Origin of the sequence: Providencia sp. PROV174, assembly GCF_028480685.1 — a bacterium.
Lineage (GTDB): Bacteria > Pseudomonadota > Gammaproteobacteria > Enterobacterales > Enterobacteriaceae > Providencia > Providencia rettgeri.
Window position 1 is genome coordinate 216,524 of record NZ_JAMPOT010000009.1, and the last position, 26,147, is coordinate 242,670.

Genomic DNA, 26,147 nt, shown 5'->3' on the forward strand with positions numbered 1-26,147 from the left:
TATCTAACCTAGGTAGGGGAATTGTTTAAAATTATAAAGTTCTTTCCTTATCTGCTAATAAATAAGAGTTTTTTTACCTTTCTACTACTATCATATTCTTTTCAAACACTTTATACTGCCAATCAACTGTATAGATAAACAGATGGTATTTTATCCACCATGACAGCTGAAGGGCATCTGCTTTTTTCCGTCGCCTCTTTAATAATGGCTCATAAACTTCAAATCACCCCAGAGATTGCTCATGGTGATTGGCTGCACATGGTTCCAGGAGCCTTATTAGGCGCATTATTGCCCGATATTGACCACCCTTCCTCAATTCCTGGTCGATTACTGCGGATTTTTTCATTACCCATTTCCAAGCTTTGCGGGCACCGTGGGTTTACTCATAGCCTAGTTGCATGGTTTCTATTGATGATTTCTTGTTATCAATGGGTACCTACTGAATGGGCAATCCCAAATGATATTATCCAAGCCTTTTTATTAGGTTATATCAGCCATCTAGTCGCCGATATGCTCACTCCTTCGGGAGTACCGTTACTATGGCCACTCCCCCAGCGTTTTTGTTTTCCCATGATCCGCGGTAAAAATAGCCAACGTGGAGAGCGCTTTGTTGCCATTATTTTGACCGTTTGTGCCTGCTTATTACCTGCAGGTTACCAATTCGATTTTTATCATCACGTTGATGTAATTATAAAATATATTCATAATCAAATAGATATATACTTCCCTACATAAATTATAGTTTTGTCATATAATGTAAGTATGAATAGCACTATCTTATTACTTTTGGGTATAAGAAATGTGTTTTATCAGCTGATAACATATAACCAGTTGTTTGAAGCAACTAAATCCTTATAACCAATAAGGATTAAAGGGCAAGTAACACACCTTATAAAAATATGATTTGGAGTTCGGAATGAATATTCCTCTAATTATTAATGTGCTCGGCTTTGTAGCACTACTAATACTGTTGGCAAAACTAGGGGCTAAAGGCTGGAGCCTATCTAAAAAAGTTTTAGTCGGTCTGGTTTTCGGTGTTGCTTACGGGGTAGTACTGCACCTCGTGTACGGTAGTGGCCATCAAACGGTAAAAGACTCCATTCTGTGGTTTAATATTGTCGGAAATGGGTATGTGCAGCTATTACAAATGGTGATTATGCCATTGGTATTTGCTTCAATTCTAAGTGCGGTGGCGAGATTACATAAAGCCTCTTCACTGGGTAAAATTAGCTTTTTAACAATTGGCACTTTGTTATTTACTACAGCTATTGCTGCGTTAGTTGGTATTTTAATTGCCAATGTATTCGGCCTGACTGCAGAAGGTTTAGTTCAAGGTCAATCTGAAACAGCTCGTTTATCTGCGATAGAAAGCAATTATATTGGAAAAGTCTCTGACTTAACCGTACCTCAGCTAATTTTATCATTTATTCCCAAAAACCCATTTGCGGATTTAACTGGAGCAAGCCCAACATCGATTATTAGTGTCGTTATTTTTGCTGCCTTCCTTGGCGTTGCCGCACTGCAATTGTTTAAAGATGATAAAGAGCGCGGTGAGAAAGCCTTAGCAGCGATTGATGTTATGCAAGCTTGGGCAATGAAGCTAGTTCGCTTAGTAATGCGTTTAACGCCGTATGGTGTGATGGCGCTGATGATTAAAGTTGTAGCAAGTTCAAACTTGCATGACATCATCAACTTAGGAACTTTTGTTATTGCGTCCTATGTTGCGTTAGGCATTATGTTTGTCATACACGGTATTTTAGTTGCGACAACAGGCTTAAACCCGATTAAGTTCTTTAAAAAAGCTGGGCCAGTGTTGACCTTTGCATTCACTAGTCGTTCAAGTGCAGCAAGTATTCCACTGAATATTGAAACGCAAACACGTCGTTTCGGTATCCCGGAGTCCATTGCTAGCTTCTCTGCATCTTTTGGTGCAACGATTGGGCAAAATGGTTGTGCCGGTATCTATCCTGCAATGTTAGCAGTAATGGTGGCACCAACAATGGGTATCAACCCATTCGATCCTCTGTGGATTGCGACATTAGTCGGTATTGTTACTATCAGTTCAGCTGGGGTTGCTGGTGTTGGTGGCGGTGCAACTTTCGCAGCGTTAATTGTACTACCCGCAATGGGCTTACCTGTCACATTAGTTGCTCTGTTAATCTCAGTTGAGCCATTAATTGATATGGGCCGTACTGCGTTGAATGTCAGTGGTTCAATGACAGCAGGTACTGTGACTAGCCAATTGATGGGTGAAACCGATAAAGCGATATTCAACCAAAATGATGACGCAGATTTAAAACACGTTTAATTTATCATCATAGTTCAAACAAAAACCTGCCTTCTGGCAGGTTGAGGTTGTTGACAAAGCGGGATAAAAGCGTGGTTTTTCCCGCTTTGTGTTATCAGCCGAAAATCAATAAATTGATTTTCCTCATTTATTTTCAAAACCTATCAGACTTGCCGCCAAACATAATAGGTTTGTCAGCAGTCTGAACCTGCCTACTGGCAGGTTTTTTTATGGTTATCACAAATACGTCAATTTTATTAACCTTGGTGAACATTAAAAAAATCAGTTTTTTGTGCTGAATAATATTGCAATAAACTGGAATTACGTAAGATAATAAAGTCTGAGCAACGTTTTCTTGAGCTTCCTGCTTGTGTTGCGTCAACCCATTTCCTATGGGTATTTTATCAACATCATTTATGGTTTTTTAATATGACTAATAATGTCCATATCCTAAAAACTGCTTCTTCAGAAAACCCTTGTGTAAGCTGCGGTGCATGTTGTGCCTATTTTCGTGTCTCTTTTTATTGGGCTGAGGCAGAAAGTGGCGGTGGTGTTGTACCACAACATTTAACTGAGCAAATTACCCCATTTATGAGTTGTATGCATGGCACCAATCAAAAACAAAATACCCGCTGTACGGCTTTAGAGGGCACTATTGGTGAGTGTGTGTCTTGTTCGATTTATGCACAAAGACCCACACCGTGTCGTGAGTTCGAACAATCTTGGCAGGATGGTGTTTACAACGAAGCCTGCGATAGAGCGCGTGCTGCTCACGGTTTACCCCCCTTAGAGCCTCATCAACCACAAATAGCTTGCTAGCCGTCAATGACCCAGATTTTTCTGGGTTATCTCTTTTTTGCATCAAGTCTGAAAAATGCGTCCTTGCACTGGTGTTAACCGCTCAGCTATATACATTACATAATTTCATTCATTACCTGCATCGCTAACTCAAAAGAGTGCAAACGAGCTTGATGATCAAAAATTTGGCCATTAACCATAATTTCGTCCGCTTGAGTTTGCCTCAATATCGTTTCCAACCCATGACGTACCTTGGTTTTATCCCCTACCAGTGACATTCCTAATGCTTGTTGAACACCAAATTCCTCGGCAGGTGACCAGATATTTTCCATGCTTTCGACTGGTGCAGGAAGTTGAGAGGGTTGGCCACGACGTAGCATGACAAAGGCTTGCTGCATCGATGTAAATAAAAATTCCGCTTCACGTTGAGTCTCTGCGGCAATGATATTAATGCAAACCATTGCATACGGCTTAGAGAGTCTCTGCGATGGCTGGAAATTAGCACGATAAACTTCCAACGCTTGTAATAGCAAATCAGGAGCAAAATGAGAGGCAAAAGCAAAAGGAAGCCCCATCTGCGCAGCTAACCTTGCACTGTATAAACTCGACCCTAGCAACCAAACCGGAATTTTTTCACCAAAGCCGGGCACTGGACGCACGGCTGGATCTGGGTTTATGGCATCAAACCAATTAATAATTTGCGCTACATCTTGCGGGAAATTATCGATATCCGTATTCATATGGCGACGTAAAGCTTGCATCGTCCGTTGGTCACTTCCTGGTGCACGCCCTATACCTAAATCGATACGTTCAGGGTAAAGTGTATTTAGCGTGCCAAATTGCTCTGCAATCACCAACGGTGAATGATTCGGTAACATGACGCCACCAGAGCCTAAACGCAAAGTGCGCGTATTTGCAGCAAGATAACCTATTAGCACCGAGGTGGCCGCACTTGCAATCCCTGTCATATTATGGTGTTCCGCAAGCCAATAACGATGATAACCAAGTTTTTCGGCTAGTTGGGCAATATCAAGAGAATGAGCAAAGGCCTCTTTAGCTGTCGACCCCTGAATGATTGGCGCAAGGTCGAGCAACGAAAGAGGAATTTTTTTATCTGACATACACACTCACTTTGTTAGAGTTTTGTTGAACCTAACTTACCATCCTAGACTATCCCCTTTGATGTCTCCAGCACTGAAATTTGCATTAGCACAAGTGGTCTAAAAATGTAAATTATCGTCTACTAACCCACTGTTTTATAAAAATTATGGAACAAGCTTGAATAAAAAGTGCAGTAATTATGGAGCTTCCGTCAGGGGAGGTAAAAGCGATTGCGAGACGAAATGAATTGGTGAATGATTCGCTCATCACCAATACAGAGGAAACTGAAATGAAAAAATTAAATACAGGTTTATTAGCTTTAGCATTATTAACCGTCGGTTTTACCGCAGCAGCAAATGGTGTAAACCAAAAAATGCCTCGTCAGCACATGGGTAACCATCACAATATGGTATATAGCGTTGCAGAACAAACGACAACACCAAATGAAACTGTAAAAAAACTGGCCAATAGTGCCCCTAAAATCGAAGATGGCAAACGCTATATTGTCAAAGTTACAGTGATGGAAGTTCCTGAATTTAAACCAATGAATACCATGCCGATACCAGAACCAATTAGTGCTCCAGCGGCAAAATAATAGTTAGCATCAATGAGGATTAGTGAAGTTATCGGCAAAACCTTTTATATCGATAAGTACAACCAGATAGCTGTTACAAGAAAAAGCCGATATTTTATTCAGATAATAAAGAGTTCTATATATCCTACGATTGCCTCTGCTTCCCAGAGGCTTTTTTTTAAAAAAAAGTTTATCCGAATTGAATCCTTCTCCCTAGTAATAACACCTAATAGCGACTAACCTTAATTCAAGCAGATTGTTAATATCAGTTACCTATTAACACTTTGTTTGTCATCCTTTCAATAGAAAATCAGGAGCTTAACATGGGGTATTTTGAATTAAAAAAATCCACTAAAGACGTTGCTCAGCCTTACTATTTCGTTTTAAAAGCAGCAAATCATGAAGTGATTGCTAAAAGTGAAATGTATGCTTCCAAGCAATCTGCGCTAAAAGGGATTGCCTCTGTCCAAAAAAATGGCTCTTCTGAAACAATAAAAGATCTCACTGAGTAAATTTCAGTGACCCCAACTCTCTTCAAGTCGGGGTCACTTTTTTATCTGCTCTGGCTTATATAAGATATATAAATAAGCGCTATTCAGATTAACTCTAATTAGAATAACCTTATTTAGAATAACCTAAGTAACGCAGTCACAATCGCAGCTGACAACACAATGATAATAAAAGGCTTTTTAAACCACGTTAGTACCCCTGCCACCAGCACGCCTACAATCTTAGGCCAATCAGAAATCTCATCACCGGAAAATAATGTCGATGTCACTGCCACTGAGAATAAAATAACAATGGCTGCTGCTGAAAATAACATTTTATTATTTTCAGAAAGTACCACTCGGCCGCGCAGCAAAGCGCCTGAGGCTCGCATTAAATAAGTGCCAACTGCCAACAACAAAATACCGCTAATAATTAACCATGGGTTATTTGTCATTATTATTTCCTTATATAAATAACCAAACTCAATAGTGCCAGTAATACAGGGATCCCTGCGGGTAAGACTGGTGTGGTTGCAACCGCAATGACTGCACCAATAATGGCAGTTAACCTCAGGCGTTTATCCGATAACGCAGGCAATGAAAGTGCTAAAATGATCGCAGGAAACATCGCATCCATCCCATATATATGCGTATCACTAATAAAGCTGCCCAATACCTCACCTATCACGACACCGACAGGCCAACACAATAAAATACCTATCCCACACAACCAAAAAGCTGCGCGTTTTTCTGATTCAGTTTCTTGAGCTAAACCAAATACAACACTCTCATCGTTCATAATATGGTAGCCCAGTAATGACTTCACTCCTTTGCCCGTTAATTCGCTAGTCGCAAAACTAAAAGGGATATGTCGTGAATTGACTAGCAACCCCGCAAGTGCAGCAGAAAGTGGGCTCCCCCCTGCAAAAATAACACCAATAAACAAAAATTCAGACGCCCCTGCGAGCACTAAAATAGATAAAGTAAGTGGCACCCACCAATCAAACCCTTGCGAAAGCGCCAATGCTCCATAAGAAATGCCGACAATTAAGTCAGCAAAACAGACAAGAGCTATATTTTTCACTGTGCTATGATTTAATGTTGAGCTTATTGAAGTTAGCATCCCTAGACCGTTCGATATATAATACATTCGTTCATTATGTCGATAGATAGTATAAAGTGCAATCTAAATAGGAAAATTAACATTGAATCTACCTTCCCCACCCATTGAGTTGATTTCGAAAGCCCTTAGTCGTGAAAGACAAAAAAGCGGGCTATCCCTATCAGAGCTATCTCGCAAAGCGGGCATCGCTAAATCTACACTTTCTCAATTGGAATCTGGTAGTGGTAACCCTAGCATTGAAACCTTATGGGCACTTTGTGTGGCTTTAGACATTCCTTTTGCGCGATTAATTGAAGAAAAACAAGAGGCTGTCACGGTGATCCGTCATGGAGAGGCGATACCAGTCAGTGCTGAACACGCGAATTATTTGGCCTTTTTGCTCTCATCAGCCCCTGCAGATTCGCGACGTGATATTTATACTGTGGTTACCCAGCCCGGTCGTGATCGTATTTCAGAACCGCATATGCATGGTGTCAGCGAGCACATCATTATTATGTCCGGCAGAGCGTTAGTCGGCCCATTGGATAATCCTGTTGAGTTACAGGTTGGGGACTATATTCACTACCCCGGAGATGAGCCGCATATAATGCGAGCCTTAGAACCCAATACGATGGCAGTTATGGTGATCGATAAACAGAATTAATAACCTATCTGACCCATTAGATTTAGCGTTATGATAACTTTAGTGAATATTAATTGGAGCCTGCTTTATGTCCTACTATGATGAAATTGTTGAAAAAATAAATCAACTGATTGATGAAAGCTCAGTTCATAATATGAATGAAATGCTAATGCAGCTATCTCATGATCAGCAAATCAACCAAGAACAACGTTTTGAACAACAACAGCGTTTAAGAGAAGCTATTTTTATTCATCACGACAAATAGCAGCCATACAATAGGCCGCTATTCGCAGTTTTAACCAATCTTAATAGGCAAAATAAATAGGCAGTAGGGCTAGTGGTAACCCCGGTATTGGCAAAATAACTAGCCCTAATAGCATTAACATACTCAATTAAAATTCCTGTTGCTGTAAATAACTCCACGCATATTGCGCATGAAGTTCAGCTCCTGTGGCCATCGTGTCTTCATCAATATTAAAACAGCCATGATGATGTGCCCACTGAGTATCCTTTTCAGCATTTCCTGTGCCTAATAAAGCAAAGCACCCTGGGATATTTTCAATGTAGAAGCTGAAGTCTTCACCGCCCGGTGTTGGTCTTTCATTAATCAGGGTTTGCTCACCAAAAGCTTGAGAAATCACTGACTGAGCCAATAACGCACTGCGCTCCTCATTAATAACAGGTAGTGTCCCATAGATATAATCAACATGTGCAGTCGCACCATATATAGCCGCTGTATGCTCTGCATAACGACGGATCGCAGCTTCGATACGGTTACGAGTTTCGATATCAAAACAACGTACCGTGCCGTCCAATACTGCATTTTCAGCGATAACATTGAAACGTGTCCCGACATCCATCTTACCTATCGTGACCACAGCTGAGTCTAAAGACGACGTTTCACGGGAGACAATCGCTTGTAAATTCATGACAAATGCAGAAGCAACAACCGCAGCGTCAATAGTGGCCTCTGGCATAGAACCATGACCACCACGGCCTTTAAAGGTGACTTTCAGTAAATCAGCGGAAGCAAAAGAACCTCCCACATTACAAGACACTTTTCCTGATGGTGTGGTTGTCCAAATATGCATACCAAAAACGTTATCCACATTTTCGATTGCGCCTTGTTTGATCATGGCTAATGCGCCTTGAGCAATTTCTTCCGCTGGTTGGAAAATTAAACGCACATTACCGGCTAATTCTTCACGTACCTCATACAACGCTTTGGCTGCGGTTAATAGCATTGCCGTATGCGCATCATGGCCACAAGCATGCATTTTACCTTCAATAGTCGATTTATATTCTAATGAATCATTCAATTCCAAAACGGGTAATGCGTCTATATCTGCACGCAGAGCAACCGTTTTACCTGGCTTACCACCTTTAATTTCAGCAATAACACCTGTAGGTTCGGTTAATCGATACGCTATTCCAATTTTGTCTAATTCTTCGGCAATACGTTTTGTTGTACGAATTTCTTCAAACGGTAGTTCAGGGTGAGCGTGTAGATCACGACGAAAAGCAATCATTTCAGGTGTGTGTTTTTTGATTGCGGCTGTAATTGTTTTGTTGATCATTTTTCTACCTTTTTACCCTATTACACAACCAGATAATTTACCTGGTTTATTTATTAATTAGCATTCTATTAATGACTTAACAGTAGCAAACATCACATCTGCACCTCTTGCAATTTGTGCATAATCCGTCCATTCATCTGGATGATGGCTTAATCCATTACGACTTGGCACAAATATCAGTCCTGTTTGAGTAATACCTGCAAAAATCATAGTGTCATGCCCTGCACCACTAACCATTGAACGAAAACGTAAGTTTTGATCACTAGCATGTTGTTGCATCAGTTGATGAATATCACTATTGAGCTCCGTTGGCTGAACATATAACGGCTGAACAATATCGCTTGAAATAGCTAATGAATTGCTAACTTGCTCCGTTAACTCAATAACTTGCTCAATCACCTTACGTAACGCAATATCATTTTTGGAACGAATATCAACGCTAAAAGTGACTTCGCTTGGGATGACATTAGCCCCATTCGGCAATACCGCTAACCGCCCTACGGTCGCCACCGTATTACCCCCCGCGGCCGTTGCTAGTGCAGGGATTTGGCTAATAATTTGGCTAGCACACACTAATGCATCGGCTCGCATATTCATCGGCGTGGTACCTGCATGGCCTGCTTTACCTGTCAATTTAATTTCTAACTGACTGATGCCTACGATAGTTTCTACGATCCCTACATCTTCATTGGCCTGTTCTAACACTGGGCCTTGTTCGATATGTAGCTCTAAGAACGCTTTGACATTTTTAGGATTAAGAACCGCTTGCGCTGCGTTGTCTGCATTGAACCCAGCCGCGGCCATGCGTGCAGCAGCACTCACGCCTTGCCTATCCTTTAACTGATATAATTCTTTGGTGCCAATTAGCCCTGCTATTACACTCGAAGCCATCAAACCACGACCAAAACTGGTACCTTCTTCTTCAACCAACGCTATCACTTCTAAGGGATATTTTGGTGTTAAATTTTGTTCGCGAATACGCGCCACAACATCCAAACCGGTGACAATACCAGCTGGACCATCAAATGCCCCACCGTGAGGAACCGAATCAAAATGTGAACCGACAATGACCGTAGGCAAATCCGGTTGCTGGCCTTCTAAGCGCCCATAAATATTGCCAATAGCATCCTCACGAACCTGTAATCCTAAGGTACGCATTTCTTGTTTTAGGTAATCGCGCGCTTGTTTATCTTGTTCGCTGTAACTCATCCGCGTAGTACCCTGACCCGGCGTTGCGGTATATTCTGCCAACTGTTCTAAATGGCGCTGAATTCTTGAAGTACTTGTTTCCATTATTTTTACCCTGCAATCGGAACAATATAAGCCACCATAATACCTGCTAATACGACAGAAACCATGGTCACAGAAATAAAGCCACCCACTAACATTGGTCCTAACATATGGCTAGTTAATACTTGGCGTTCTTTTTCGTCTTTCGTTAACGCGTTGATTGCTTCATTAGTAATAATGTAGTCAGCAGGAAAGCCATATAACGCTGTTAGCGCAACAGCAAATGCCATTTCTTTGGTAACGCCTAATATTTTACCAACCACCCAAGATGCAAGGTACATCCCAATAACCGCTGCACTAATTAACACCACCATCGGATAAACTAGGCGTAATAACATATCGGGGGTCGCGTGGTTTAATGTATCGAAAATAAACAACATTAAAGCCATAATTGCGAACCCAAAGCCGTTAGCTTTTTGTAACGGCTGTCTTTCTAAGAAACCCAATGAAGAAGCAATAACACCAAATAATAAGCACAATACAAATGGGCTAATGCTGACATAAGGGGCTGCATAAGATGAGGCCAAATAAGCCAAATAGCCTACCGCAGCTAAGCGTAAGAATTTAAAATAGCTCGTGTTATAGTGATTAGGAATTTTTTTAAACATACGTGGCATTTCATCTTCAGACACCACCGTTTTAACTTCGACCTCTTTCGCCCCGTCTACCGGTAAGGTTTCTTGCCATTGGCCATTGCGATATTTTTCTAAAACTCGGCGCCCTTCTTTTTTTAGCATCACCGCAGTTAATGGATAACCTGCAAACCCCTGCATGACGTAAATTAAAATTGCGAAAACCGAAAGATCAACAAGACCTGCCTCCGCAGCACCTTTTGACATAATTAACGAAGAAACAATACCACCAACCAACGGAGGAACTGCAACTAATACCGTATTTAAATCAAATAAGGTTATACCAACAATAAAGGTTAAGAAAATGATGCCTAAAATCCCAGCTAAGGAGATAAGAATGGTTTTCCATTGGCGTAATAATTCTTTTAGCGATAATAAGGTCCCCATATTTGTAATTAACAAATACATCAAGGTAACCGCAACCACTTGAGGAATACCGGCAATACTCACAATATCTTTCGGGAAAATAGTCCAATAACCTAAAAGGAAGAGCACTGCGCATACAAATACAGATGGGATCCAAGCCTTAGTTCTAACGGCTATAGCATCCCCTATATATAATATCCCTACTATCAGAAACAGAGCTAACATCTGTGACATAACTTTTTCCCCGCAATTATCTTTTTTTATTAGATTATTTTTTAGTATTACAAACTATTAATTTTAATTAAGATTGGATTATAAATTTTATTTGGCGCAATAAAACACCAATATAGAGAGTATTTCGCTACAAATATACGAATTTGCAACAAAATTCATCATAACACCGAAAATTCAGATGTATAGAGAGTAAAACCGGATTTAAACAGCTTGGAATAAAGGTAAGCTGTGAGTTAAATAGTCAGATATAACATTGAAAGGGGGCAAGCACCTTAATATTCTCTAAATGCAGGTTTAGAAGTTAATATTTTATGTCATTTATGTAATTATTTATAAACAAATCGACTGTAGCTGATTTTTTAATCTATGAAATTATATTCTATTGTCCAGTGCTGTATTTTCAATAATTATCGCAATAAGATGAAAAATCACCTTATAAATATGACTCATATTTCTATTTATAGGAAATATTCTACTTTATTTTATTTTTAAACCGTTTCTCTTTATATTGCCGTTGTAAAGGACGATATCCCTTCATCTTCAATTTAGTTTGTCTCAATAACAGAGTTTGGTTAAATAAAGAAAAACCCCATAGATAATTCACTATCTACAGGGTTTAATGATATTAGATAAAGTAAATTAATGACTGGTTTGTTGTTCAGTCACCACCTTCGCTGGTTTTATTTTGCGATTATTTTCAAAACCGGGTTGTGGCACTTTAATAAAGAATGTCAGTATTCCTGCAAAGATATACAAACCTGTATAGGCCCACACAACGCCCACAATATCAAAGAAAGGCAATACTAAACTGGCAATTGCAGGTGCGGCAAAATTACTTAACCCCGCTGAAAGGTTATAAATTGAGACTGCTGCTCCTTTATGGTGCGGCTCAATACTCGGGAATACCGCGGTCATTGGAACAAAAGCAGCCACAAAGATACCCAATAAAATGGCAGGTATTAATGCTATGGCAAAATTATGACCGAAATAAACGGGTAAGTAGTAAAACATTAAGCTGGATATTGCCATACCTAAACAGCCAAACCATCTAACTTGGCGAACCCAACCAATATGCTCGCCAACAATTCCCCAAAAAATATTGGTGAAGATAGTCACAAAGAAGAATACCGCCCAAATTTGTAGCCATTCAGAAATAGTAAAGCCTAAGCGATCAACAAATAATAATGGCATGATAATCGCAAAACCAAATAACGAAATGGTATTGATAATGCGGATTAAACTCGCCATAAAGATATCTTTGTTGGTGAATAAAATAGTCGCAGCTCGGGATAACTCGGCCATTTTATCTTTCATCGGTAAATTGACTTTAGAGCGATCAACTGGAACATTACGTAGGCTAAAGTATGCAATCGCACCACCAAGTGCAACCCAACCAATTGCCATCCATAATGTGCCCGTCTCCCCCATCATTGGGATTGAAAAGCTAGGTAAATAGCTACCAATGACACCAATTCCGACTGAATACATCGCCCAAAACCAACCGGTAGCGGCGGCAAGGTGCGCTCGAGGAATGACTTGTACCAACATCATCATAAATGAATAAATAAACAATGGATAAGCTAATCCACGAATGCCGTAAAATAGTAGCATCAAGGTATAGCTTTTCATGCCCAGACCGAACGCCATGAACAATGCATGCATGACAATCCAGAGAATGAACCCGATCATCATGGCTTTTAGGGGGGTGATAATTTCAGCCACAACACCAGATGCCCACGCCGCAACAGCTGCCATTAAGCCATAGACAGTAAATACCATCGCTGATTGTGCCGGTGTAAACCCTAAATCAGTAATATGTTTTGATAAAAAAGCCATTTCAAAGCCATCACCACTCATAAAAATAGCAATAGCAATAAAACCCCAGAACAAATGCTTAGGTAGACCAAGCCAATACTGCTTCTGTTCCATTGCAGTTTCCTCATTTTAATTTTGTTATTTTAATCAATCGCGAAGAGATAGCTGTGGCGGTGATGTGTAGGGAAACACCGCCACACTCGCCTATTGTGGCAATAATTCCCTTGCTTGTTTTTGCTGTTGGTATAATAAACGGAAAACATCAAGCCGTTGATTTAACCAAGTTTGGTACTGTTTCTGCGGTAAATAGGTACTTAACACTTCTGGTTTTTGGCACACGGTTTCTGTATTACCACCGTCCGCCAGCCATGCTAAACGGGCCGCACCTAAAGCCCCCGATGAACTCGCTGGGTGGGTCACAATCGGTATATCGATAACATCAGCAATCAGTTGTGCCCAAACAGGACTACGTGCTCCTCCCCCCGTTAAGCTACACCGACTAATTTGCGTTCCCGTTTGCGTTAAAACCTGCATGCCATCCGCCAGAGCGAAGGTCACCCCTTCAATCACCGCATAACCAAGCTGAGCACGCGTTGTTTCATTTTTTAACGCAAAAAATGAACCCATTGCGTAAGGGTCATTATGAGGCGTTCTTTCCCCTGAAAGGTAAGGCAAAAATACTGGCGCTAACTTTTTCTGGTCATCGGTCAATTGCCCCACTTCATCCATTAGCTGGTTTTCAGTTGTGGAAAGAAGTTGGCAAAGCCAACGCAAACAATTGGCAGCACTTAACATCACACTCATTTGGTGCCAGCGGTTTGGTAATGCATGGGCAAAAGCATGGACCCCCTGATGTGGTGCTGCTTGTAGTTGATTATTAACCACAAAAATAACGCCAGATGTCCCCAAAGAAATCAGAGCATCGCCATCATTAATTGCGCCAACGCCTACCGCAGAGGCCGCATTGTCACCCCCTCCACCAGCAATAATCACATCGGCACTTAACCCCCACTGCGAAGCTAAATCGGCCCGTAACACACCACTTTTTTCAGCACCTTCAACTAAAGCTGGCATCTGTTCACGAGTTAGATTGGTTGCCGCTAATAATTCATCTGACCAATCACGCTTAGCCACATCCAACCACAATGTACCTGAAGCGTCAGACATATCACTGGTAAATTGGCCAGTCATTTTCCAACGTAAATAATCTTTAGGAAGCAACACCTTGGCAACTTGTTTGAATATTTCAGGCTCATGGCGTGCAACCCACAATAATTTGGGTGCTGTGAAACCTGGCATCACTAAATTAGCGCCAATAGTTAGAAACTCAGGGTGATTTTCCATTAACCATTCACATTCCTTCGCACTGCGGGTGTCATTCCATAAAATACAGTCGCGAAGTACTTGGTGCTGGCTGTCTAATAATACCGCACCGTGCATTTGGCCCGATAAGCCAATCGCTTTTACCGCCGCCCATGCTTCTGGGGATTTTTGGCGCAAGGTAGCGGCAACCGCATTGGTGGCTTCCCACCAACTATCTGGCGATTGCTCAGCCCACTGAGAATGTGGCCTTTGTACTGTTAATGCCATATGGCTTGAGGCAACAATTTCACCCTGAGCATTAATTAATACAGCCTTAAGTTCTGAAGTGCCTAAGTCAATTCCGAGGTACATCGCCTTTCTCCTTACAGAGGTTGTTGAGGTGACTTGAGCCAATTTTCAACTTTTTCAACGGTGTTGCTCATCAATTCATGGAATTCGGTAGCATGAGCAAGTGAACCGAATAGCATTTCACTGGAGACAAATTGCGACAATGCGTCACTGCTATTCATCATTTTTTGATATAGCGCGACATCCAGCACTCCATCCTGATACTCATAAGGTAATTCACCACGAGCCCAGCGCTGTAGAAATACGAAAAATAAAGCGGGCAGCACAGCTGTCGCTGCCGGAGTCTGCTGACGCTGATAGCATTCTTGTAGTGTTGGTGTAATAAAACCAGGAATTTTTGATAAACCATCAGCAGCAACACGTTGATTAGTATCCTGAATATACGGATTACTAAAGCGCGCGAGTACTACATCACGGTATTGTTCTAAATCAAGGGGGCTTGGTGACAATGACGGGATAACATCCTGTGTCACATAATTCCATGCCATTTGTTTGATAGCAGGTTGGCGGGTGCTTTCATCAATAAAGTTCAAACCGATTAAGGTTCCTGCCCAAGCAATGCAACTGTGGCTGGCATTCAGAATACGAATTTTCGCTTCTTCCCACGGTAAAACGGACTCAACCATTTCTACATCGACATTTTCTAATGCAGGACGTCCATTAATAAAGTCATCTTCAATCACCCACTGAATGAATGCCTCTCCCATGATAGGTGCTTTATCATCCCAACCCGTTTGCTGTTTAACACGTTCAGCAACATCTGGCGTTGGGCGAGGCGTGATCCTATCAACCATGGTGTTCGGCGAACGCGTATTTTCTTTCACCCATTGGTATAGCTCAGTTTCACCTTTTAATTGCAGAAACGATAAAAAGCCGTGTCTAAACCGTTCGCCATTGTGGCGCAAATTATCACAGTTTAACAAAGTGACAGGTTCACCATGAGCCGCTAAACGTGCGCGTAAAATTTGAGTTAACGCACCGTAGATCGTGCTCATTTTGCCCGTTAAATCGGCTTTAATGTCTGGCTGTTCTGCATCTAATTCATGCTGCGGGGTTAAATAATAGCCTGCTTCTGTGACCGTGAAAGCAATAACACGAGTTGCTTTATCACAGCCTTGTTCCACTAATTGGCTTAAATTATCATCCCAATGCAATACTTTGCGCACTGAAGTAATTTTTTCATAATGACGCTCACCTTCAGGTGAGACTGTTTCAAGGGTATATTCCCCATTTTGCTTGGTTAAGTTATCAAGCAATGCATTCGCATCATTGCGAATATTCCCTAAGGCAATTGACCAACTATCATCCCCTTGTTGAATCAAGCGGTGCAAATACCACGCTTGGTGAGCACGATGAAATGACCCAGCACCGATGTGCATCCACACTGATTTCTGCTTTAGCATTGTGACTCCTTAACCTAAAATTAAATAATTGCTATTTTTTTGGGCATATGCCCGTTTGTTATATTTTAGTTTCAATCTGATCACAATTACTGCGATAATGCTCACAGTATTGACTTTTGCCCTTTTAATAAACAATTGCCCAGAATTACAATAAGCGAAACCAGCAGGAGAATGTCCATGCAGAAAGAATTAAAAAAAATGGAACAAGCTGCACGTGCGGCATGGCTATATTTTGTGGCAGGCAAAACACAACAGGAAATTGCGCATGAACTTGGGCTATCGAGACAAGTCGCTCAACGCCTTATTTCTCTAGCAAAAGAACAAGGTATGGTTCAGGTGCAAATCACGCACCCGATTACTGAATGTTTAAAGCTCGCTAATGAAATTCAGCAAAAGTATCACCTAACACATTGCTTTGTTGTCCCGTCAGGGCAACTGGATACAGAAGCTACACTCGATATGATTTCAGTGGCCGGTGCTGAGCTCATGGAACAATTAATCGAACCCGATAAGCCTCAAATTATTGGTATTGGTTCAGGTAGAACATTACGCTGTATTATTGATGCCCTTCCTTATCTAGAAACCTCCCAGCACCAATGTGTTTCACTAATAGGCGCTATTGCCCGCGATAGCTCAGCAACACGCTATGATATTCCATTACGTTTTGCAGAAAAATTACAATGCCGACACTATATTCTACCTGCGCCACTGTACGCCGACAGCCCAGAAGATAAAGCAATGTGGTGCCAACATCGCGTGTATAAGGAAGTCACGGAAAAGGCTCTGAATGCAGATATTACCTTTATTGGTATTGGTGAAGTCGGCAAAGGCTGCCCACTCAATTCGGAAGGTTTCGTCACCGATGAACAAATGGAAATGTTATTAGAAAAAGGTGTAACCGCAGAGCTATTGGGGCATTTTATCCAAGCTAACGGCGAGCGACTTTCTACAGCTTTGGATGACACACACACCAGTGTTCCGCTGTTCCCTTCCCCAAATAGGCCTGTAATCGCATTTGCGGGCGGAGCACACAAAACACAAGCAATTCAAGCAGTTATGAATGGCGGTTGGGTAACAGGCTTAGTGACCGATGAAGCCACTGCACATCATTTGTTAGCTAATAAATAAATTATGCCTGTGTTAACCAATGATGGCATAACATTCCAAGCAAGGTAAATATTAAGGCCCCAATTACGTGGATGGCAATGGTACTAATGGCGAAGCCCAATTTACCTTCTTGGATTAGCAACAACACTTCGAGTGAAAAGGTCGAAAAGGTGGTAAATGCACCACAGAAACCCGTCACAATGAATAATTTATAGGCAGGGCTAATATTTGCATTGGCAAAATACGAAATGGCAAAACCAATAACAAAGCCGCCAATTAAGTTGACCGCAACCGTACCAAGGGGAATGTTTGGGTAAAGGTGATTGAGTCTTAGGCTAACAAACCATCTTAGCCATCCGCCAAGCACTGAACCAATCGCAATTGCAAATAATGAGGCATACATAGAAACTTCCTTTGATGTTTGGCGGGATAAATGAAAGGAAAGTTTCCTATTGCCGCATTTATGCCCAAAATCCAGGGCACATAATACCTACGTACCCTATTCAATGAAAAGGTTAACGTAGGCATCATCAGCCCTCTGCGGGCGGTTTTATAAAAAGGAGGAATGCCATCTCCCAAATACATTCTAAAATAATAAGGCAACTAATTAGGCTATGTAAACCCATTTTATAATAGATGGCATGAATGATTCTAATTACAGCTAGGTAACAAACAAATGAATCTAGTCAACAACACTACAGCTTGAAGTATGGCAAATAATAGCTCTAAATAATTCAAGTTGTCGCTAGGCGACAAGTGAATGAGTCGTTAGAAGCATACACAAGTATGTGACTAATGCGAATGAACGTCGTCAACAACGCGACAGCTTGAAGTATGACGAGCTATTGGGACATCTTTAAAATCGTCCTTACATTACTCGCACTCGTTGCGATAATATCAATCGCTCCCGTCCGCAGTGCCCCCATAATGGCCATAGCCTTAGAGGATTCAGAAGCAATGGCTATTACGCAAGGGATTTTCTTGAGTTCGTCTATGCTTAGGCCTATCACTCTGTCATTCATCACTGTATCAACATGTTGCCCTTGCGCATTAAAAAAATCATAACCTGCGATATCACCAATTACCCCTTGATTTAAACTCGCATCAACAATTTCACGCGGTGTAAACCAACCTAGTTTGACCATATAGCTGTCTTCATTCATATCGCCAATACCAATTAGGGCAATATCCGCTTTGCGGGCGCGATCGAGCGTTTCCTTGATGGTACCGTTTTTCATAAAGGATTGCTTTAATTCGTTATTTTCAACATAGGCAGGCGCGTATAGCGTTTCACTGGTTCCACCAAATTTCTTCGCTAAGCGGCGGCTGATATGGTCCGCATTGATGGAATCTCCTGGCCGGTGCGTTCCACCAATTCCGCAAATAAAACGGCAATCTTTTTCAGGGACGGCCCCACCGCTATCTGCCACTACCGCAACATTACGCCCTTGGCCGACGGTGACAATCATGTTGTCTCGTAACGTTGTCGATAAATAATTAGCGACTAGTGTGCCAACTTGGTAGCGTTGTTCTTCTTCATCAGGATGGTCGAGGGCAATCAACGCACGGGAAATAGGAAAGCGAGAAAGTAGCTGTTGCTCTAGCTGAGTGCTAAAAATAGGATGATAGCGAACATTGATCTCAACAATACCTTCCTCTTTTGCTCGCTTAAGTAAGCGCCCTACCTTAATTCGCGATATACCAAACTTATTGGCGATCTCTTCCTGGGTAATTTCATCACGATAATAAGCTATCGCAATTTCAGTCAGTAGCTCGATGTCGGAAGATGTTTGTGATCTATCCATAAGATAGTGGTTTCCTCTTTATTGGTGTTAATCGCAACAAGGATGATAAGGTTTTAGTATAGCGTTTCTAGTGGCAATTAATAAGTGAGTTATAAAAGAGAGTGGATATATAGCAATGGTTTTTGTCTATATATCCACGATAAGAGTTATATAAAACAATTATGCATTGGTTAATGCACTCTGTTTTTCAATGCTTTGTGCTAATTGGCACAATAATAAACAGCAAGAAGTCGCACCTGCATCTAACACGCCCCTTGAGCGTTCACCAAGGCGACTTGCACGGCCAATCTTCGCCACTAAATCTACCGTGGAATCACGGCCTGCAACGGCGGCGGCCTGCATCGCATCAAGCGCTTGTTTAAAGTTTTTTCCTGATTTTGTTACCTCTTCAAAGGCATTAACTGCGGGGATCAATGTATCCATTAAGCACTTGTCCCCCACTGTCGCGCTACTGATGTCTTGCAGTTCAGATAACCCATTTTTTAGCATAGCGAGGAAATCTTGTTGCGATAACGCATTTTTCCCTGAAATGCTGTCTGACATCCCCATAAAGAAGCTGCCGTAAAGTGGCCCCATTGAACCACCAATGCCTTCCATCAATGCGTCAGAAATTTCTTCAAACCCTTCACTGAGTGATAATTCACGGTCTGCAATTGCTTTAGCGCATAAATTGAAACCTTTCGCCATATTGATGCCATGGTCTCCATCCCCTATTGCACCATCAATTTCGCTGAGGTATTCACGGTTAGAAACAATAATGTTCACTAAATCAAGGGTAATTTCCTTGCCGTTGCCCGTTGAAATAACTTGCATAGTTGTCTCCTTATTTGACCTGTGTTAAACCCAATGAATACGCAGGAACATCCATCAACGTTTTCAATTCATCATCCACTTTCATTAATGTCAGTGTTACCCCCATCATTTCTAATGAAGTAAAATAGTTACCAACATAGTTACGAACAATACGCACACCTTTCTCACTGAGTTGTTTTTCAACCTCTGCATAGTAGATGTACAGCTCCATCACGGGAGTCGCGCCTAAACCTGAAACTAATACGACAACTTCATCGCCTTGTTTTGCCTGCATATCATCTAAAATTGGCGTTAACATGGTTTTTGCCATTTGCGCTGCGGATTGAATTGGCATAATTTCAATGCCTGGCTCACCATGATGACCAATACCTAGCTCCATCATCCCGTCTTCAATATGAAAATTTGGATGACCTACCGCTGGAATGGTACAAGACGTTAGCCCAACACCAATAGAGTGGCAGTTATTAATCGCTTTTTGTGCCGCATTAATCACGCCGTCTAAATCATAGCCTTTACTTGCTGCGGCAGAACCCACTTTCCACATAAGGATTTCACCCGCAACGCCGCGACGCTTTTCTTTTTCACTGGCAGGTGCTGAGGCGACATCATCGGTAGCGACCACGGTTTTGACTTGCATACCCGCTTTTTCTGCCTTTTTCATCGCCATCTTGACGTTCATGTTATCGCCTGCGTAATTACCATATAAACAGGCAACCCCCGCACCACTATCGGCTGCTTTAAATGCATCTAAAAATGCCCCAGCCGTTGGTGAGGAGAAAATTTCACCAATCGCCACCGCATCTAACATGTTTTCGCCCACGTAGCCTAAAAACGCAGGTTCATGACCTGAACCACCACCAGTGACAATGCCCACTTTCCCTTGTATTGGTGCTTTTGGGTATTTTAGAACGCGCGCATTATCTGTTTGCGCAAAATATTCAGGGTGCGCTTTCAAATAACCTTGAATCGCATCTTCAACAACAAGATCAGGTTCATTAATGATTCTATTCATAATTCCCTCTTTTACTTATTTTCTGGTGTTAGCTGCATCTTTGCCGACTGTTCAAGTAATTCTTCCGGCACAGTAATAAATTTCATCAATATCGCACTAAATAAATAGAGCCCCGAGAAAATCCAAATCACGCCAAACGCACCTACGCTACTAATAAAGAGCCCAACAAGTGCAGGTCCGACAAACGTACTTAAACCCGCGCCTAAATTAAGGACTGACATGGCAGCGCCTTTATTTTCAGGCGCTAAACTCGGCATGATGGCTGACAGTGGTACGTATCCTGCGAGGCACGCACCAAATAAGCCAGCGGCGATCATCATCAGGGTATAACTGTGCCCAAAATAATAAGGCACGTAGTAAAACATTAAGGTACAAACCATACAGCCGACACAACCAAACCAAATTACAATATTGCGCCAACCGATACGGTCACTGACAACACCAAAGATCAGATTAAAAGCGATGTTCACTGTCCAAAGTGCTGCGTAGATATGTAACCACTCTGTGCGGGAAAAACCAAAGTCAGCAAGAAACATTGGCATGAAGATCACAAAACCATATGCTGCCGAGGTATTAATGGTACGAACAATGCCACCCAAACCAATTTTTGGATTTTCAAACGCAATGGTGATCCCTTTAAACACATAGCTGAGCGATACTTTTTCTTTCGGTGCCTCTGGTGTATCTCCCGCTTTGTTGCGGTTAAGTGCAATAGCAATAAATGCACCGATAGTGACAAAAATCAGTCCACTCCATAACGTTGCCATTTCACCTAAAACTGGCAGCGCATAACTCGAATACATCACCCCTAAAACACCCAGCCCGCCGCTATAAACGAACCAGAAGATCCCGACAGCCGAGCCCAGTTTTTTAATTGGTGCCTCATAGGCCACCCAAACTAAGAAGCCGTAGGCAAACATGGGATAACCAAAACCACGCAGTGCATAGGTTGGGATCATGATAGACAGGCTGTTACTCGGTAAGCCAACAGATAAGAAAATAATCGAGCCAATCACAAACATCACAAAACCAAAAATCATCACACGACGAGCGGTATAAATTTCAGCTAATACGCCGGATAACCACGCGGCCACAGCAGCAAAAAAACCATACACACTAAATAGTAATGAAGATTCTTCAATACTCATTCCACGGCTAATTATAAAAGGTGACAGCCAGCCTTGTTCTAGGCCTTCCCCCATCATAAAGATCAGAACGCCAAAATAGCCAAGTAGTAACTTTGGTGAAAACCCCGTTACTTTAGACAGTTTATTGATTATCATATTATTGACCTCAGTGCTTGTTCGCTGGGTTAGGACCTGAATAACAAGCCTTGGTAGGGTGACATTTATTCAGGTCCAATTTTTATCGTTATATTTTTAATTTCGTCTTTTTTTCAACCCACGACAGCTCTACAGGTTCGGGTCGAGAACCACTTTAATGTGCGGGTCGCCTTTCGCCATCATTGAAAAACCTTCCGCAAACTTATCTAAAGGTAAAATATCCGTCACCACGCCTTTGGTTGGGAAATCACCGTTACCAATACCTTCTATCACGAGTGGATAGCAATATGGACCAAGGTGAGAACCTAATAAATCCAGTTCTTTACGGTCACTGATAATGCTCCAGTCCACTGTCACTGGGTCTTTAAATACAGAAAACTCCACAAATGTACCCAATTTACGGATCATCTTCAGGCCTTGCTCAACCGATTTGGGCGCCCCTGTTGCTTCAATGTAAATGTCACAGCCATAACCTTCAGTCATCTCTTTGACAATTTTGTCGACATCATCACGTTTCGGGTTTAATACGATATCAGCACCAAATTCTTTCGCTAATTCAAGGCGCTTATCAAATAAATCCAGAACGACCAACTTACCAGCACCGGATTTTTTAATTGCCCCAATCATGCCCAGGCCTAATGTTCCCGCGCCAGAAAGTACGACGACATCACCCAATTTGACATTGGCACGCTGTACGGCATGTAAAGAACAGGCGTAAGGTTCAATCAAAATAGCGTCTTCGATTGGCATCTCGACTGGCACATGGTAGTTAATGGCTTCTTTGGTGAACTTCATATATTGCGCCATACCGCCATTCACATTATTTTGGAAGCCATACAGGTCATGTTTTTCACACATCCAGTATTCGCCGCGTTTACAGAAACGGCATTCCCAACAAGGTACGATTTGTTCAGAAATAACACGATCACCTAATGCAAAACCTTCCACTTTTGACCCAAAGCCTACGACATGGCCAATAAATTCGTGCCCTGGGATCATTGGCGCTTTGATATAAGCGGGCTGTTCTGCATCTCCCCAAAAACTAGGGGCACCTTCAAAAGCCTTCACATCACCCGCGCAGATGCCACAAGCTTCTACGCGAACCAAAATTTCTTCTTCACTAATTTTAGGGACATCGACAGTTTCTAAACGGTAGTCTTTTGGAGCATAAGCAACCACGGCTTTCATTTTTTCTGGAATGCCTGCGCTCATCGTTGCTTTTGAATCACAGTGTTCACACATAGTTCTATCCTCGGCGGTTTGTAAAATGAACATAAGTTCAATGAAGATACAAATTAACCATACCTCCTTTTCTTCATCCTTGCCCATAGTGAGAGTGTCAAAGTGTGATTCAGTGCAAAAATTCTCATAAAATCGCCTTAAAACGACTATTTTCCACCTTTTTTGCAAAAATAATTAAATTTAAAGCTGTAGATCACAGAATTCATCATCATAAAAATAAAAACATATGTTCAGCTATTGATTATTTGTTCATAAGATCCTATTTTCTAAATAGTACATTTGATTGGTTTATGAACTTTTGTTCAACAATAAGGATCTCTATCATGCTATCTATTGCTATTGGCGCGGATGACGCTGCATTTGAAATGAAAGATTTGATTAAAGCTCACTTAGCAGAACTAAACATTGAAGTGACTGATTACTGCTTAAACACTGGGGTTGCAGACGAAATGTACCCTGATGTTGCCCATGCGGTTGCAACTGCGATCGTACAAGGCAAACACCAGCGCGGTATTTTAATTTGTGGTACCGGAATTGGTATGTCGATTGTTGCCAATAAGGTCACGGGAATTCGTGCAGCACTGTGCCATGACACATACTCCGCTGAGCGAGCTCAAAAAAGCAATGACGCACAAATTATTACCTTCGGCGCACGAGTGATTGGCCCTGAATTAGCAAAAAGCATTATCGATACATGGTTGGCTTCCCATTATGAAGGAGGACGTTCGGCGCCAAAAGTGGCTCGAATCAGTGAGTATGAAAATGGGGAACGTTAGTTTTACTTTAGGCGCTTTTACTTTGGGAGCTTTGTAATGTCCACTCAACCACAAAATAAACTAGCCAATGCCATTCGATTTCTTTCAATAGATGCCGTACAACAAGCCAATTCAGGCCACCCCGGAGCTCCAATGGGAATGGCTGATATTGCTGAAGTTCTTTGGCGAGATTATTTACAGCACAACCCCGCAGACCCGCATTGGCCCAACCGTGACCGCTTTGTATTGTCAAACGGCCATGCCTCAATGCTGCTCTATAGCTTGCTTCATTTAACAGGCTATGAGTTATCGATTGATGATTTAAAACAGTTCCGACAGCTCCATTCCAAAACACCAGGCCATCCCGAATTAGGCTATACCCCCGGCGTTGAAACCACGACTGGCCCGCTGGGGCAAGGCATCGCCAATGCGGTTGGCATGGCAATCGCAGAAAAAACCCTAGCTGCTACATTTAATCGCTCTGGTTTCCCTGTTGTCGACCACTATACCTACACATTTTTAGGCGATGGCTGCTTAATGGAAGGGATTTCTCATGAAGTGTGCTCATTAGCGGGAACGTTAAAACTCAATAAGCTCATTGCATTTTATGATGATAACCGCATTTCTATTGATGGTAACACGCAAGGTTGGTTTACTGATAATACAGCCAAGCGTTTTGAAGCCTATGGCTGGCATGTTATTCGCCAAGTCGATGGCCATTCTAGGCCCGCAATCAAAGCGGCCATTGAACAAGCTCACCAACAAACGACGAAACCAACACTCATTATCTGTAGAACCACAATTGGTTATGGCTCTCCTAATAAAGCAGGTACAGCGGATTCTCATGGTGCGCCACTCGGACAAGATGAAATAGCTCTGACTCGCCAACAACTGGGTTGGGAGTACCCTCCTTTTGTGATCCCTGATGACATATATGAACCTTGGAATGCCCTAGAACGTGGTGCTGAGCAACAATTACGTTGGGAACAAGCATTACGAGAATACACAAAACAATACCCAGAACTCGCTGAGCAGCTAACTCAGCGATTATCTAATCAACTCCCTGATAAATTTACGGATATCATTGATAACTTTATTCAAAAATTAAATAATAACCCTGCAACGATAGCTACACGTAAAGCATCACAAAATACGTTAAATATAATTGGCCCTGCTTTACCTGAGTTAATCGGGGGTTCCGCAGACTTAGCCCCAAGCAACCTTACCTATTGGTCTGGTTCACTGCCGATTAATGAACAACCTGCTGGCAACTACATTCATTATGGTGTCAGAGAGTTCGGTATGACCGCCATTGCAAATGGAATTGCATTACATGGCGGTTTCCGCCCTTACACAGCAACCTTTTTGATGTTCTCGGAATATGCACAAAATGCCGTGAGAATGGCCGCATTAATGAAATTACCGCAAGTGCTTATCTATACCCATGATTCAATTGGCTTAGGTGAAGATGGCCCAACGCACCAACCTGTTGAGCAACTTGTTTCACTACGTGCAACACCTAATTTGTCGGTATGGCGCCCTTGCTGCCAAGTAGAAACCGCTGTAGCTTGGCAACAGGCTATCATTCATCAACAAAACCCAACCGCACTTGTGTTATCCCGTCAAAACTTAGTACAGTATTCGCGCACCCCCGAACAGCTCACCAATATTGCTCGAGGAGGATATATTTTACGCGGTAATAGTGAAGCCCCTGAATTACTATTAATTGCGACAGGCTCTGAAGTCACGTTAGCGGTTGAAGCATGGAAACAACTGACTGAACAAGGTTTTAATGTGAATGCCATTTCGATGCCGTCAACAGATACCTTTGACCAACAACCCTTAGAATACCAGCAGCGTGTTTTACCCAATCACATTCGCCATCGCATTGCGATAGAAGCCAGTATTAGTGATTACTGGCGTAAATACGTAGGAATTGATGGATTAGTTATGGGCATGAATAGCTTTGGTGAGTCGGCTCCTGCGGACCAATTATTTAAACATTTCGGTTTCACCGTAGAAAAGCTTATTACTATGTCGCTTTCATTATTAAAACCTAATGATTAATTGATATAGCAATAATTAATATCTGTTATCCTACTTTGTAATTTCCTATTACAAGCCAAATAATACCTATGTTATTTGGCTT

General features: G+C 41.9%; 25 protein-coding genes and 1 riboswitch. Of the genes, 10 read left to right on the forward strand and 15 right to left on the reverse strand.

The genetic code is table 11. The features are described from left to right. Window positions 1-159 precede the first annotated feature (159 nt). The 3 genes from PSE60_RS08350 to PSE60_RS08360 all read left to right on the forward strand — a co-directional run bounded on the left by PSE60_RS08350 (window position 160) and on the right by PSE60_RS08360 (window position 3,106). On the forward strand, window positions 160-735 hold the full coding sequence (locus PSE60_RS08350) for a metal-dependent hydrolase (protein WP_272665112.1): 576 nt from the start codon (window positions 160-162) through the stop codon (window positions 733-735). A gap of 181 nt (window positions 736-916) precedes the next feature. After that, on the forward strand, window positions 917-2,308 hold the full coding sequence (locus PSE60_RS08355) for an L-cystine transporter (RefSeq protein ID WP_272665113.1): 1,392 nt from the start codon (window positions 917-919) through the stop codon (window positions 2,306-2,308). Window positions 2,309-2,716: 408 nt separating this feature from the next. After that, the gene (locus tag PSE60_RS08360) at window positions 2,717-3,106 is read left to right on the forward strand and encodes a YkgJ family cysteine cluster protein (protein WP_004910319.1); all 390 of its coding nucleotides are present in this window, start codon (window positions 2,717-2,719) and stop codon (window positions 3,104-3,106) included. 95 nt (window positions 3,107-3,201) lie between these two features. On the opposite strand, the gene PSE60_RS08365 is transcribed toward PSE60_RS08360, so the two are convergent. Then, entirely contained in the window at window positions 3,202-4,206 is a 1,005-nt protein-coding gene (locus tag PSE60_RS08365; RefSeq protein WP_210837732.1) for a luciferase-like monooxygenase, read from the reverse strand. A 179-nt stretch (window positions 4,207-4,385) separates the two neighbouring features. Here PSE60_RS08365 and PSE60_RS08370 point away from each other — a divergent pair, with 179 nt between their 5' ends. Beyond that, a complete protein-coding gene (locus PSE60_RS08370) occupies window positions 4,386-4,781 on the forward strand; it encodes a hypothetical protein (RefSeq protein WP_272665114.1) in 396 nt (131 codons plus the stop codon). Window positions 4,782-5,083: 302 nt separating this feature from the next. After that, window positions 5,084-5,272 carry a YegP family protein gene (locus PSE60_RS08375; RefSeq protein WP_004263611.1) on the forward strand — a complete coding sequence of 63 codons (189 nt, stop codon included), beginning with the start codon at window positions 5,084-5,086 and terminating at the stop codon, window positions 5,270-5,272. A gap of 113 nt (window positions 5,273-5,385) precedes the next feature. On the opposite strand, the gene PSE60_RS08380 is transcribed toward PSE60_RS08375, so the two are convergent. Both PSE60_RS08380 and PSE60_RS08385 read right to left on the reverse strand, forming a co-directional pair. Continuing rightward, entirely contained in the window at window positions 5,386-5,703 is a 318-nt protein-coding gene (locus PSE60_RS08380) for an AzlD domain-containing protein (protein ID WP_210837736.1), read from the reverse strand. A gap of 2 nt (window positions 5,704-5,705) precedes the next feature. Next, window positions 5,706-6,371: an AzlC family ABC transporter permease gene (locus PSE60_RS08385; RefSeq protein WP_272665115.1), complete on the reverse strand. Its 666-nt coding sequence runs from the start codon at window positions 6,369-6,371 to the stop codon at window positions 5,706-5,708. Window positions 6,372-6,453: 82 nt separating this feature from the next. Between PSE60_RS08385 and PSE60_RS08390 the strand changes: the two genes are divergently transcribed. Both PSE60_RS08390 and PSE60_RS08395 read left to right on the forward strand, forming a co-directional pair. Next, window positions 6,454-7,014 (forward strand): helix-turn-helix domain-containing protein, encoded by a 561-nt coding sequence (locus PSE60_RS08390; RefSeq protein WP_272665116.1) that lies wholly within the window; start codon window positions 6,454-6,456, stop codon window positions 7,012-7,014. 67 nt (window positions 7,015-7,081) lie between these two features. Next, a complete protein-coding gene (locus PSE60_RS08395; protein WP_210837742.1) occupies window positions 7,082-7,258 on the forward strand; it encodes a DUF2526 family protein in 177 nt (58 codons plus the stop codon). Window positions 7,259-7,385: 127 nt separating this feature from the next. On the opposite strand, the gene PSE60_RS08400 is transcribed toward PSE60_RS08395, so the two are convergent. The 6 genes from PSE60_RS08400 to dalD all read right to left on the reverse strand — a co-directional run bounded on the left by PSE60_RS08400 (window position 7,386) and on the right by dalD (window position 15,981). After that, on the reverse strand, window positions 7,386-8,570 hold the full coding sequence (locus PSE60_RS08400; RefSeq protein ID WP_272665117.1) for an amidohydrolase: 1,185 nt from the start codon (window positions 8,568-8,570) through the stop codon (window positions 7,386-7,388). A gap of 57 nt (window positions 8,571-8,627) precedes the next feature. Further along, the gene (locus PSE60_RS08405; protein WP_272665118.1) at window positions 8,628-9,863 is read right to left on the reverse strand and encodes a Zn-dependent hydrolase; all 1,236 of its coding nucleotides are present in this window, start codon (window positions 9,861-9,863) and stop codon (window positions 8,628-8,630) included. A gap of 5 nt (window positions 9,864-9,868) precedes the next feature. After that, a complete protein-coding gene (locus tag PSE60_RS08410; RefSeq protein ID WP_272665119.1) occupies window positions 9,869-11,092 on the reverse strand; it encodes a hypothetical protein in 1,224 nt (407 codons plus the stop codon). 639 nt (window positions 11,093-11,731) lie between these two features. Beyond that, window positions 11,732-13,021 (reverse strand): MFS transporter, encoded by a 1,290-nt coding sequence (locus tag PSE60_RS08415; RefSeq protein ID WP_210839414.1) that lies wholly within the window; start codon window positions 13,019-13,021, stop codon window positions 11,732-11,734. A gap of 90 nt (window positions 13,022-13,111) precedes the next feature. After that, on the reverse strand, window positions 13,112-14,581 hold the full coding sequence (gene xylB, locus PSE60_RS08420; RefSeq protein WP_210839416.1) for a xylulokinase: 1,470 nt from the start codon (window positions 14,579-14,581) through the stop codon (window positions 13,112-13,114). A gap of 11 nt (window positions 14,582-14,592) precedes the next feature. Beyond that, window positions 14,593-15,981 (reverse strand): D-arabinitol 4-dehydrogenase, encoded by a 1,389-nt coding sequence (dalD, locus tag PSE60_RS08425; protein WP_272665120.1) that lies wholly within the window; start codon window positions 15,979-15,981, stop codon window positions 14,593-14,595. A gap of 177 nt (window positions 15,982-16,158) precedes the next feature. Here dalD and PSE60_RS08430 point away from each other — a divergent pair, with 177 nt between their 5' ends. Further along, window positions 16,159-17,109 carry a sugar-binding transcriptional regulator gene (locus PSE60_RS08430; RefSeq protein ID WP_272665122.1) on the forward strand — a complete coding sequence of 317 codons (951 nt, stop codon included), beginning with the start codon at window positions 16,159-16,161 and terminating at the stop codon, window positions 17,107-17,109. Between the two features lies 1 nt (window position 17,110). On the opposite strand, the gene crcB is transcribed toward PSE60_RS08430, so the two are convergent. From crcB to PSE60_RS08460, 6 genes are all read right to left on the reverse strand, one after another. Then, on the reverse strand, window positions 17,111-17,491 hold the full coding sequence (gene crcB / locus PSE60_RS08435; RefSeq protein ID WP_272665123.1) for a fluoride efflux transporter CrcB: 381 nt from the start codon (window positions 17,489-17,491) through the stop codon (window positions 17,111-17,113). Window positions 17,492-17,602: 111 nt separating this feature from the next. Beyond that, a riboswitch (Fluoride riboswitch) is annotated at window positions 17,603-17,673 on the reverse strand. A 257-nt stretch (window positions 17,674-17,930) separates the two neighbouring features. After that, entirely contained in the window at window positions 17,931-18,893 is a 963-nt protein-coding gene (locus PSE60_RS08440) for a sugar-binding transcriptional regulator (RefSeq protein WP_210839424.1), read from the reverse strand. 159 nt (window positions 18,894-19,052) lie between these two features. Further along, window positions 19,053-19,706, reverse strand: coding sequence for a dihydroxyacetone kinase subunit DhaL (gene dhaL / locus PSE60_RS08445; protein ID WP_210839427.1), 654 nt, complete (start codon window positions 19,704-19,706; stop codon window positions 19,053-19,055). Window positions 19,707-19,716: 10 nt separating this feature from the next. Continuing rightward, window positions 19,717-20,718, reverse strand: coding sequence for a dihydroxyacetone kinase subunit DhaK (locus PSE60_RS08450; protein ID WP_004910269.1), 1,002 nt, complete (start codon window positions 20,716-20,718; stop codon window positions 19,717-19,719). An 11-nt stretch (window positions 20,719-20,729) separates the two neighbouring features. Then, the gene (locus PSE60_RS08455) at window positions 20,730-22,001 is read right to left on the reverse strand and encodes an MFS transporter (protein WP_210839428.1); all 1,272 of its coding nucleotides are present in this window, start codon (window positions 21,999-22,001) and stop codon (window positions 20,730-20,732) included. Window positions 22,002-22,130: 129 nt separating this feature from the next. Next, entirely contained in the window at window positions 22,131-23,243 is a 1,113-nt protein-coding gene (locus PSE60_RS08460; protein ID WP_004910265.1) for an MDR/zinc-dependent alcohol dehydrogenase-like family protein, read from the reverse strand. Between the two features lie 323 nt (window positions 23,244-23,566). Between PSE60_RS08460 and rpiB the strand changes: the two genes are divergently transcribed. Together rpiB and tkt are read left to right on the forward strand one after the other, a co-directional pair. Next, window positions 23,567-24,019: a ribose 5-phosphate isomerase B gene (rpiB, locus tag PSE60_RS08465; RefSeq protein ID WP_109911228.1), complete on the forward strand. Its 453-nt coding sequence runs from the start codon at window positions 23,567-23,569 to the stop codon at window positions 24,017-24,019. Window positions 24,020-24,055: 36 nt separating this feature from the next. Continuing rightward, complete coding sequence (tkt, locus tag PSE60_RS08470; RefSeq protein WP_272665124.1) at window positions 24,056-26,065, forward strand: transketolase; 2,010 nt, start codon at window positions 24,056-24,058, stop codon at window positions 26,063-26,065. The last annotated feature ends 82 nt before the right edge of the window (window positions 26,066-26,147 follow it).

Excerpts from the sequence above, each read along its gene's own strand:
- PSE60_RS08350 (WP_272665112.1), top strand. The coding sequence starts at position 160 with ATGACAGCTGAAGGGCATCTGCTTTTTTCCGTCGCCTCTTTAATAATG.
- PSE60_RS08355 (WP_272665113.1), top strand. The coding sequence starts at position 917 with ATGAATATTCCTCTAATTATTAATGTGCTCGGCTTTGTAGCACTACTA.
- PSE60_RS08360 (WP_004910319.1), top strand. The coding sequence starts at position 2,717 with ATGACTAATAATGTCCATATCCTAAAAACTGCTTCTTCAGAAAACCCT.
- PSE60_RS08365 (WP_210837732.1), bottom strand. The coding sequence starts at position 4,206 with ATGTCAGATAAAAAAATTCCTCTTTCGTTGCTCGACCTTGCGCCAATC.
- PSE60_RS08370 (WP_272665114.1), top strand. The coding sequence starts at position 4,386 with ATGGAGCTTCCGTCAGGGGAGGTAAAAGCGATTGCGAGACGAAATGAA.
- PSE60_RS08375 (WP_004263611.1), top strand. The coding sequence starts at position 5,084 with ATGGGGTATTTTGAATTAAAAAAATCCACTAAAGACGTTGCTCAGCCT.
- PSE60_RS08380 (WP_210837736.1), bottom strand. The coding sequence starts at position 5,703 with ATGACAAATAACCCATGGTTAATTATTAGCGGTATTTTGTTGTTGGCA.
- PSE60_RS08385 (WP_272665115.1), bottom strand. The coding sequence starts at position 6,371 with ATGCTAACTTCAATAAGCTCAACATTAAATCATAGCACAGTGAAAAAT.
- PSE60_RS08395 (WP_210837742.1), top strand. The coding sequence starts at position 7,082 with ATGTCCTACTATGATGAAATTGTTGAAAAAATAAATCAACTGATTGAT.
- PSE60_RS08400 (WP_272665117.1), bottom strand. The coding sequence starts at position 8,570 with ATGATCAACAAAACAATTACAGCCGCAATCAAAAAACACACACCTGAA.
- PSE60_RS08405 (WP_272665118.1), bottom strand. The coding sequence starts at position 9,863 with ATGGAAACAAGTACTTCAAGAATTCAGCGCCATTTAGAACAGTTGGCA.
- PSE60_RS08410 (WP_272665119.1), bottom strand. The coding sequence starts at position 11,092 with ATGTCACAGATGTTAGCTCTGTTTCTGATAGTAGGGATATTATATATA.
- PSE60_RS08415 (WP_210839414.1), bottom strand. The coding sequence starts at position 13,021 with ATGGAACAGAAGCAGTATTGGCTTGGTCTACCTAAGCATTTGTTCTGG.
- xylB (WP_210839416.1), bottom strand. The coding sequence starts at position 14,581 with ATGTACCTCGGAATTGACTTAGGCACTTCAGAACTTAAGGCTGTATTA.
- dalD (WP_272665120.1), bottom strand. The coding sequence starts at position 15,981 with ATGCTAAAGCAGAAATCAGTGTGGATGCACATCGGTGCTGGGTCATTT.
- PSE60_RS08430 (WP_272665122.1), top strand. The coding sequence starts at position 16,159 with ATGCAGAAAGAATTAAAAAAAATGGAACAAGCTGCACGTGCGGCATGG.
- crcB (WP_272665123.1), bottom strand. The coding sequence starts at position 17,491 with ATGTATGCCTCATTATTTGCAATTGCGATTGGTTCAGTGCTTGGCGGA.
- PSE60_RS08440 (WP_210839424.1), bottom strand. The coding sequence starts at position 18,893 with ATGGATAGATCACAAACATCTTCCGACATCGAGCTACTGACTGAAATT.
- dhaL (WP_210839427.1), bottom strand. The coding sequence starts at position 19,706 with ATGCAAGTTATTTCAACGGGCAACGGCAAGGAAATTACCCTTGATTTA.
- PSE60_RS08450 (WP_004910269.1), bottom strand. The coding sequence starts at position 20,718 with ATGAATAGAATCATTAATGAACCTGATCTTGTTGTTGAAGATGCGATT.
- PSE60_RS08455 (WP_210839428.1), bottom strand. The coding sequence starts at position 22,001 with ATGATAATCAATAAACTGTCTAAAGTAACGGGGTTTTCACCAAAGTTA.
- PSE60_RS08460 (WP_004910265.1), bottom strand. The coding sequence starts at position 23,243 with ATGTGTGAACACTGTGATTCAAAAGCAACGATGAGCGCAGGCATTCCA.
- rpiB (WP_109911228.1), top strand. The coding sequence starts at position 23,567 with ATGCTATCTATTGCTATTGGCGCGGATGACGCTGCATTTGAAATGAAA.
- tkt (WP_272665124.1), top strand. The coding sequence starts at position 24,056 with ATGTCCACTCAACCACAAAATAAACTAGCCAATGCCATTCGATTTCTT.